This is a genomic window from Candidatus Accumulibacter cognatus, assembly GCF_000584975.1.
In the GTDB taxonomy this organism is placed as follows: domain Bacteria; phylum Pseudomonadota; class Gammaproteobacteria; order Burkholderiales; family Rhodocyclaceae; genus Accumulibacter; species Accumulibacter cognatus.
The window spans coordinates 1-8,176 of the sequence record NZ_JDST02000025.1 but is presented as its reverse complement, the minus strand read 5'-3'; the positions used below and the strand labels follow the sequence as shown (position 1 = coordinate 8,176).

The 8,176-nt window shown below is 55.5% G+C and carries 4 protein-coding genes and 1 pseudogene; all 5 read left to right on the top strand.

Annotated elements, in window-relative coordinates; translation table 11 throughout:
- A pseudogene (locus tag AW06_RS05550) lies at window positions 1-2,590 on the top strand (heme utilization protein); the annotation flags it as partial.
- Window positions 2,591-2,874: 284 nt separating this feature from the next.
- The gene (locus AW06_RS05545) at window positions 2,875-4,701 is read left to right on the top strand and encodes a tetratricopeptide repeat protein (protein WP_138679079.1); all 1,827 of its coding nucleotides are present in this window, start codon (window positions 2,875-2,877) and stop codon (window positions 4,699-4,701) included.
- A 48-nt stretch (window positions 4,702-4,749) separates the two neighbouring features.
- On the top strand, window positions 4,750-5,418 hold the full coding sequence (locus AW06_RS05540) for a class I SAM-dependent methyltransferase (protein ID WP_034946899.1): 669 nt from the start codon (window positions 4,750-4,752) through the stop codon (window positions 5,416-5,418).
- On the top strand, window positions 5,418-6,269 hold the full coding sequence (locus AW06_RS05535) for a hypothetical protein (RefSeq protein ID WP_246149129.1): 852 nt from the start codon (window positions 5,418-5,420) through the stop codon (window positions 6,267-6,269). The genes AW06_RS05540 and AW06_RS05535 overlap by 1 nt, the downstream gene beginning before the upstream one ends.
- A gap of 18 nt (window positions 6,270-6,287) precedes the next feature.
- Window positions 6,288-7,976, top strand: coding sequence for a hypothetical protein (locus AW06_RS05530; protein ID WP_034946893.1), 1,689 nt, complete (start codon window positions 6,288-6,290; stop codon window positions 7,974-7,976).
- The last annotated feature ends 200 nt before the right edge of the window (window positions 7,977-8,176 follow it).

The window sequence follows — 8,176 nt, the reverse complement described above, 5'->3', positions numbered from 1 at the left end:
CGTCAATGGCCTCACCACCGCGCAGCTGGCGGCCATGGAAACCGCCGATGTCGCGGCCCTCAAGACCAGCCAGGTCGCCGCCCTCAGCACCACTCAGATCGCCAATCTCGGCACCAGCCAGATCGTCGCGCTGACCTCGTCGCAGGTCGCCGCGCTCACCACCAACCAGCTCATCAACGGCCTCACCACCAACCAGCTGACGGTCCTGGAAACCCGTGATGTGGCGGCACTCAAGACTGTCCAGGTGGCCGCGCTCACCAGCAGCCAGATCGCCATCGTGTTTGGCAGCAGCCAGATCGCTGCGATCAGAACCGCCCAGCTCGCCGCCCTGACCACCACCCAGGTCGCCGCTCTCGGCACCGCCCAGATCGCCGCCCTGACCTCCGCGCAGGTTCCCGCATTCACCTCCAATCAGCTCGTCAATGGCCTCACCACCGCGCAGCTGGCGGCCATGGAAACCGCCGATGTCGCGGCCCTCAAGACCAGTCAGGTCGCCGCCCTGACCACCACTCAGATCGCCAATCTCGGCACCAGCCAGATCGTCGCGCTGACCTCGTCGCAGGTCCGCGCCCTGACCACCAACCAGCTCATCAACGGCCTTACCACCAACCAGCTGACGGCCCTGGAAACCCGCGATGTCGCGGCACTCAAGACCAGCCAGCTGGTCGCGCTCACCAGCAGCCAGATCGCGATCGTCCTTGGCAGCAGCCAGATCGCCGGGATCGGCACGTCGCAGGTTGCCGCCCTCACCACCGCCCAAGTCGCCAGTCTCGGCACCGCCCAGATCGTCGCGCTGACCACGGCGCAGGTCCGCGCACTGACCACCAATCAACTTGTCAACGGCCTCACCAGCACCCAACTGCAAGCGATCGAGGCGACTGATGTCGCAGCACTCAAGAGCAGCCAGATCGCCGCTCTGAGCACTACTCAGATCGCCAACCTCGGCACCTCCCAATTCGCGGCGCTGACTTCTTCACAGATCGGCGCACTCACGGTCACCCAGATCACAGGCGGCCTCACCACCAACCAGCTCAGCACCATGGATGCCACCGAAGTCTCGGCATTCAAGACCAGCCAGGTAGCCGCGCTCACCACCAGTCAGATCGCCATCGTCCTGCGCACTAGTCAGATCGCCGGCATCGGCACGTCGCAGATCGCCGCCCTCACTACCTCCCAGGTGGCCAGTCTCGACACCGCCCAGGTCGTCGCACTGACCACGGCGCAGGTCCGCGCACTGACCACCAATCAGCTCGTCAACGGCCTCACCACCACCCAGTTGCAGGCGATCGAGGCGACTGATGTCGCGGTACTCAAGACCAGCCAGATTGCCGCCCTTGCCAGCAGTCAGATCGCCAACCTTGGCACCGCTCAGGTGGTCGCGCTGACCACGACTCAGGTCGGCGCGCTCACCGCCAGTCAGATTGCCAGCGGCCTCACCACTGCCCAAGTGAGAGCGATGGAAGCTGCCGATATCGCAGCTCTGCGAACCAGCCAGATCGTCGCTCTGACCACCGCGCAGGTTGCCGCACTCACGGTCACCCAGATCGCCAGCGGCCTCACCACTGCCCAGGTAAAGGCCATGGAAGCCGCCGATGTCGCAGCACTCGGTACCACTCAGCTCGCCGCACTCACCGCCGCTCAGGTTCCCGTCCTGACCCTCAGCCAGCTCGCCGCCATGAGCACCGCTCAGACCTATGCCCTCAAGGGGATGTTCCTGACGACCACACAACTCGCCGCCCTGACCACGGCTCAGGTCAACTCCGCTTCGACGCCCCTGATTCTTGATCTCAACGAGGATGGCAAACTATCGCAGAGCATTTCTTCGGGCGTTCAGTTCGACCTGTTGGCAACCGGCGACAAGATTCATACCGGCTGGGTTGCCAGCGGTGACGGCCTCCTGGTCATGGACCGCAATGGCGACGGAACCATCAACGACGGCGGTGAATTGTTCGGATCATCGGTCACGCTGGCCAACGGCGAAAAGGCTGCAGACGGCTATGTCGCCCTGAGCGAAATCGACAGCAATGCCGACGGCGTCATCAGTTCGGCAGACGATCATTGGTCGGATCTGGCAGTCTGGGTAGACGGCAATTCGGACGGGATCAGCCAGTCGGGAGAACTACGTTCCCTCGAGTCGCTGGAAATAGTTCAACTCGACCTGAATGCGACGAGAACTGCGGTGGTCGATGCGGGCAATATCGTCGGACTGATTTCGAGTTACCAGACCACCGATGGGACAAGTCACGAGATGGCTGACGTCTGGTTCGCAACCGACAAGAACTCCGCAATCCAGGCAGCGCCGCCTACCATTGCGGCGGCGGCGGATCTCAGAGCGAATGTGGGCAACATGCTGCAGGCCATCTCCTCGTTCAACACCGGACAGGCAGCGCCCGACCCGAACGCTTTTGGTACCAGCCTCCTGCCTCAACTCGCCCCGCAGGCAAGCATTGCGGCCTTGTTGCAGCAATACGATCCGAACGGCAATCCGTTCGGTGCATCCCAGGCTTCACAGACGGTGGCGACCAACTCGCTGACCAATCCGCCAAGCCTGGATGCGATCACCAAGGGCATGCTCGCGACAGGTAGTTAAACAGCGGTTCAGCCATGCAGCGGGGCCTTTTCGGCCCCGCTTCCTTTTTTGGCTGAAGATGTCTCATGCCATCCAGGACAGTCTGCCGATTGATCGGAAGCTGTGCGTGCAGCATCCGTCTGTCGCCTGATCTGCAGCAAGCGTACCCTCTGAACCGATGATCTTATTCAATTATTACAATCAGTTATGATTACCCTGCAAAGATCGCCGAGGCCCGTTTTCAGGATATAATCCAGGCTCGTTGTAACCATGAATTCGGGATGGCAGCCTTGAGGGGAGTGGTAGTGCGCGACGATGTAATTGTTTCTCTGCTGATGCAGGCATGGAACGGGCAACTCGAACTGCTGCAACTCATCGACCAGTGCAGCAAACTGGAGCAGGAACGGCGCGCGCCCCTGGCAGCGATCCTCTACCAGACCTGGCTCAAGAGAACCCCTTCAACCCACGCCCATGCGGCGTACTTCAACCTCGGCGCAACGCTGTCGAATCTCGGGGATCTGGTGGCTTCGGAAGAGGCTTACCGGCAGGCGATCGCCCTGTCTCCTGGCTTCATTCAACCTCGACTCAACCTTGGGCTGGTCCTTGAGCGCCGGGGCTTTCTGGACCAGGCGGTAGAAGAGTGGCTATGGGTTGAACGCAATGTTCCCGCCGACACGGATGAATACAAGCCCTTCCTGCTGCTTGCCCTGAACAATCTTGGCCGGGTACTGGAGATCAAAAAGGAATATCGGGATGCCACGGACTATCTCGACAGGAGTCTGTCGATCGATCCCACCCAGTCGGATGTACTCCACCACTGGGTATTCCTGCGCATGAAACAATGCTGTTGGCCAGTTTATCGCCCCACCGGCAAGGTCAGCCCGGAACTGATGGAGAATTCCACCTCCGCCCTGGCCATGCTTGCGATGACCGATGATCCTGCGGTACAACTGGCCGCCGCGCGACGCTACGCGGACAAGAAGGTACTCAAGGATCTGCCATCCCTCGCCAAGCCAGGAGGCTACGGACACCGGAAAATCCGCATCGGCTACTGCTCCTCGGATTTCTGCCTGCATCCGGTCGCGATGCTGATGGTGGAGATGTTCGAATCCCATGACCGAGAGAAATTCGAGGTCTATGCGTATTGCTGGAGTCCGGAGGATGGCTCGGAGGTACGCAAGCGGGTGATTGCCGCCATGGATCACTTCCAACGTATCGATCAACTCGGCGACGAGGAAGCGGCTTGCCTGATTCGGGAACACGAGATCGATATTCTGGTGGACCTGCAGGGCCAGACTGCTGGTGCCCGAATGAACATGCTGGCCTACCGACCGGCCCCAATACAGATCACCTATCTCGGCCTGCCTGCCACCACCGGCCTCCCATTCATCGACTATGTCATTGCCGACCGCTTCCTCATCCCCGAAGAGGAAGCACGCTACTATTCCGAAATGCCCCTCTATATGCCTGACATCTATCAGGTCAGCGACCGCAAGCGCGCGCTGGGAACCCCCCCTAGCCGGGCGAGCTGCGGGCTACCGGAAGACCGCTTTGTGTACTGCTCATTCAATAACAACTTCAAGTTCACCCCAGAAATGTTCAGCGTCTGGATGAACATCCTGCGCCGTGTGTCCGGCAGCGTGTTGTGGTTACTGGCCGACAATCCCTGGGCTGAAACAAACCTGCGTCAGGAAGCCATCAATCAGGGCATTGAACCCTCCCGCCTGATCTTCACCGAGCGGGTTGCTCCTGAAAACTATCTGGCCCGCTACCAGATTGCGGATCTGTTCCTTGACACCTTTCCATTCAATGCCGGCACAACTGCGAACGACGCCCTATGGATGGGCCTGCCCGTACTGACCCGGAGTGGACGTACCTTTGCGTCCCGTATGGCTGGCGCGCTGCTGACCGCAGCCAATCTCGGGGAACTGATTACCTACCAGCTCAGTGACTATGAAGAAAAGGCGGTTGCCCTGGGTCATCGTCGAACCGAATGCGAACGGATGCGGGCACACCTGATCAGAGAGCGCACTCAGGGAGTGCTGTTCGATACTCACTTGTTCGTACGCAATCTAGAAAGCCGGTTGTTGCAATTGACCATGCATCTCCCGACAACTTCATCGCCACTGTGAAGCAAATCTGACCTTCTTGAAAGGACCCCCGTGCATCCAGCACCAGCAATGCGACAAACCCCGCTCAATCAAATTCACAATCCGGATGTTCTCAACTTCATGCGTAGCGACTATACAGGCGTGGTGGAAGTGGGCTCCAGCAGTGGTGCTCTGGCGCGAGCCTATCGCGGCATCAATCCCGGCTGCCGCTATGTGGGCATAGAAATCGATGCGGACTACGCCGAAGCCTCCAGGCAGCATTGCACGGAGGTGATCCATGGCAATGTCGAATATTTATCTGCCGAAACATTTCACCAGCTGAGTGATGCCGACTGCTGGGTATTTGCTGACGCTTTGGAGCATCTTTACGATCCATGGCAACTGCTGGAGCGCATCAAGGCCAATGCGCGCAGCCGCACCGAAGTGATTGCCTGCATCCCGAATGCGCAATATTGGGGCGTCCAGTCCCGGCTTAACGCCGGCCTGTTCATCTATCAGGACTCCGGTCTGTTTGATCGTACCCATATTCGCTGGCTTACCCGCCTGACCATTATCGATCTGTTCAATTCGCACGGATTCCAGGTGCTCAACATGATTGCCCGTCTCCTCGATCAACCTACTGATGAAATGGCTGCAGCGATCCGGCAGATGGCACGTGCATCCGGTAACGATCCCGAGATGGCCCTACAGGATGCAGTCCCATTTCAATATGTGGTCAAGGCGCTAGCGGACGGCTGATGCAAACCGGGAAAACTAATGGCCCGACGCAGCAGGTAATGAATCCAGCATTGCACCCGGTCCATCTCTATCACATTGCCTACTCTGAAAAGACCCTTGCTGAGGCCCCTCCGGGTTACCTGATCCTGGACAATGTCAATAGCCCCAGAAATGATTGGCGTGAATATTGGCCGATTCGCAGATTCCTGATCGATGAAGATCTCGAAGAGCATGCGTATTATGGTTTCTTCTCACCGCGCTTCCAGGAGAAGACTGGACTGAGCCATGCCCAGGTGAAAAATTTCGTGCAGGCAGCCGGCACAGACATGGATGTGGTTTCATTCAGCCCGCAACCTGACATGGGGGCCTTTTTCCTCAATGTATTCGAACAGGAGGAACTGTTTTCGCCGGGTTTTATCGCGGCCAGCGAAACCTTCTTTGCGGCAGTTGGCATGCCGATCGGCTTGGCGCCGCTGGTCATGGATTCTCGGCAGATCATCTTCAGCAATTTCTTTGCCGCACGTCCCGCGTTCTGGCGCGCCTGGCTCAGTCTCAACGAGCAGTTATTTTCCATCTGCGAAGGAGAGGACAGCGCGCTCAAACAGTTGCTGATTTTCGAAACATCCTACCCAGGCTCCGTGCAGAGAAAAGTCTTCCTGATGGAACGTATTGCATCCATATTGCTGACGGTCGATCCCAGGTGGCGTGTCCGCGCTTACAATACCTTCGATTGTGCCTGGTCGGGTAGCCGCCTGAATCAGTTCAAGTTCGAAGCCGTGCTGAGCGACGCTCTGAAAATCGCGATGAGGGAGCAGGGGTTCCACGATTACAGGGAAGCGTACTCGCAGTTGCGCGACAAGTTGCGGGAATGAGGGAAGAAGAATCTTGCGATGGAAAACTCGATCATAATTATCAATGCTGCGGATATTCCCCCAGCCCTACAAATCGCCAGAAACCTGTCCTCGTATACCGTATACACATTCGACCCGATACTGGTTGACCCGATCTCGGCGAGCGGACTGAGGAACATCGTTTATACACCTTTTGATAATTGCCCGCTCTATCATGAACTGGACGCCAGTGCCCACTCTGCTGCGTTCGACCTGGAGAGGACTCTTGATCTCGAAGTCAGAGATATTGTCCCCGAGGTATCCATAGAGGGATGGCAGCATCTGAATCTGTATTATATTTTCATCACCCTCAAGTGGTACACGGCACTATGGGAGAATTTTGGTAACCAACTAGCCGGAACGAAGGTACACCTCTTCATCTGTGATACCCCTGGCTCATATTACTTCAATTCATTCATTCCCTCGATCTTGCTCTTGTGGAACCTGAAGTCCAATGACATCGAATTTTCAGGTTTTACCTATGGAAGCAAGGATGATGACGGCCATCTGATCCCTGAGTTACCAGAAGGAAATCAGAATGAAGAACTTGAACAGCTACTGATTCATTTACCGACATGCTGGTATGATATCAATTATTTTTTCCAGGAAATGATTTCGACCGGGAAAACACTGATCAATATCGAGGCAAAGAATTTCAACATCCCGTTACCCGCAATTAAAACCCTGGCACTGACCGAATTAGAGAGTACCCTCGCCAATTTACCGGAAGAGATCCGCACAAAAATAAATAATTTTTCCCGTAAATTAGCTGAAAAACTGGACCGGATATTGCAGCCACATCTGGTCATACCGAATTACCGCCAACGCCAAACCCAACAAATCAGCAACACTTACTGTGCGCAGCTGGTCACCTATTACCAGTTTTCCAGGTATTTCAAAAACTCGAAACCATCAAGAATAGTGTTATCCGATCACGATGCCGGATTTCATGGCCCGATCATTTCTTTTGCACAGAAGCACTCACTGCCCGTCATTCTTCTACCCCACTCCAAATGCGTCAATGACATCGAGTTCAAATACAGGAACATCACGGTTCTCAGTCATCCGATACATGGCCAGGAAATTTTTGATGCCAACCACAAGAGCGTACTGAATTTTAAAATTGCTTATCCGGAAACCTTCAGAAGCTCGAGTATCGTTGGCGAGATTAGGACGATCTCTCTGCTGCTTAATTCCCTGTCACTCAATGGATTTTATTTCACGCGCTACCAACCCTACATGCAAGGAATAAGACAGATCGTTTCCTGGTGCAACCAGAACGGCATCGTCCTTAAAATACGCTGCAAACCGAGTTACTCGATTATAAACTTGTTGGAGAGGGATATTGGAGTTTCCGCTGCAGAGTTGACTAGAAACGCCAACGAAACCATGGATCAGCATGCAGAGAGTTGTGATCTTTGTTTGATGTACGATATGCCAACAACCGGTGCACTGCACTTCCTGAAATGTTCCATCCCCATTCTTAACCCTATTGTAGAATACTTGGCACCCTCCGAGATGACGCTTGGCAATGCCCGGCTTGTTCCCCAGGAAAGCGTCGAAAATACGCTGCTCCGATTAAAGTGGTTCACCTCGGACCCGACCACTTTATTTTACTTTCGCGCTGAACAGTTCAGGAATTACATGGCCTTGTTTCAGATTGCACGGCCATTGCGAGCGTACTTATAGAGCATAGCCTTATACACAACTCATTCAGCATGAGCAACAAAGCGATCTAACTCGTTGATTTTTAGATGAAACATGCTCAAACGAGCAGGTTTTTATGCAATTCGGTAACTTATTGTTTCATATTGATATTTATGATATCAGATGAGTTGTGTATAAGGCTATGACTTATAGAGTACGCCCTTACCACCCATCACTTTTAA

What these genes read in the sequence shown, in the direction of transcription:
- AW06_RS05535 (WP_246149129.1), top strand. Translation starts at nt 5,418, where the DNA reads ATGCAAACCGGGAAAACTAATGGCCCGACGCAGCAGGTAATGAATCCA.
- AW06_RS05540 (WP_034946899.1), top strand. Translation starts at nt 4,750, where the DNA reads ATGCGACAAACCCCGCTCAATCAAATTCACAATCCGGATGTTCTCAAC.
- AW06_RS05530 (WP_034946893.1), top strand. Translation starts at nt 6,288, where the DNA reads ATGGAAAACTCGATCATAATTATCAATGCTGCGGATATTCCCCCAGCC.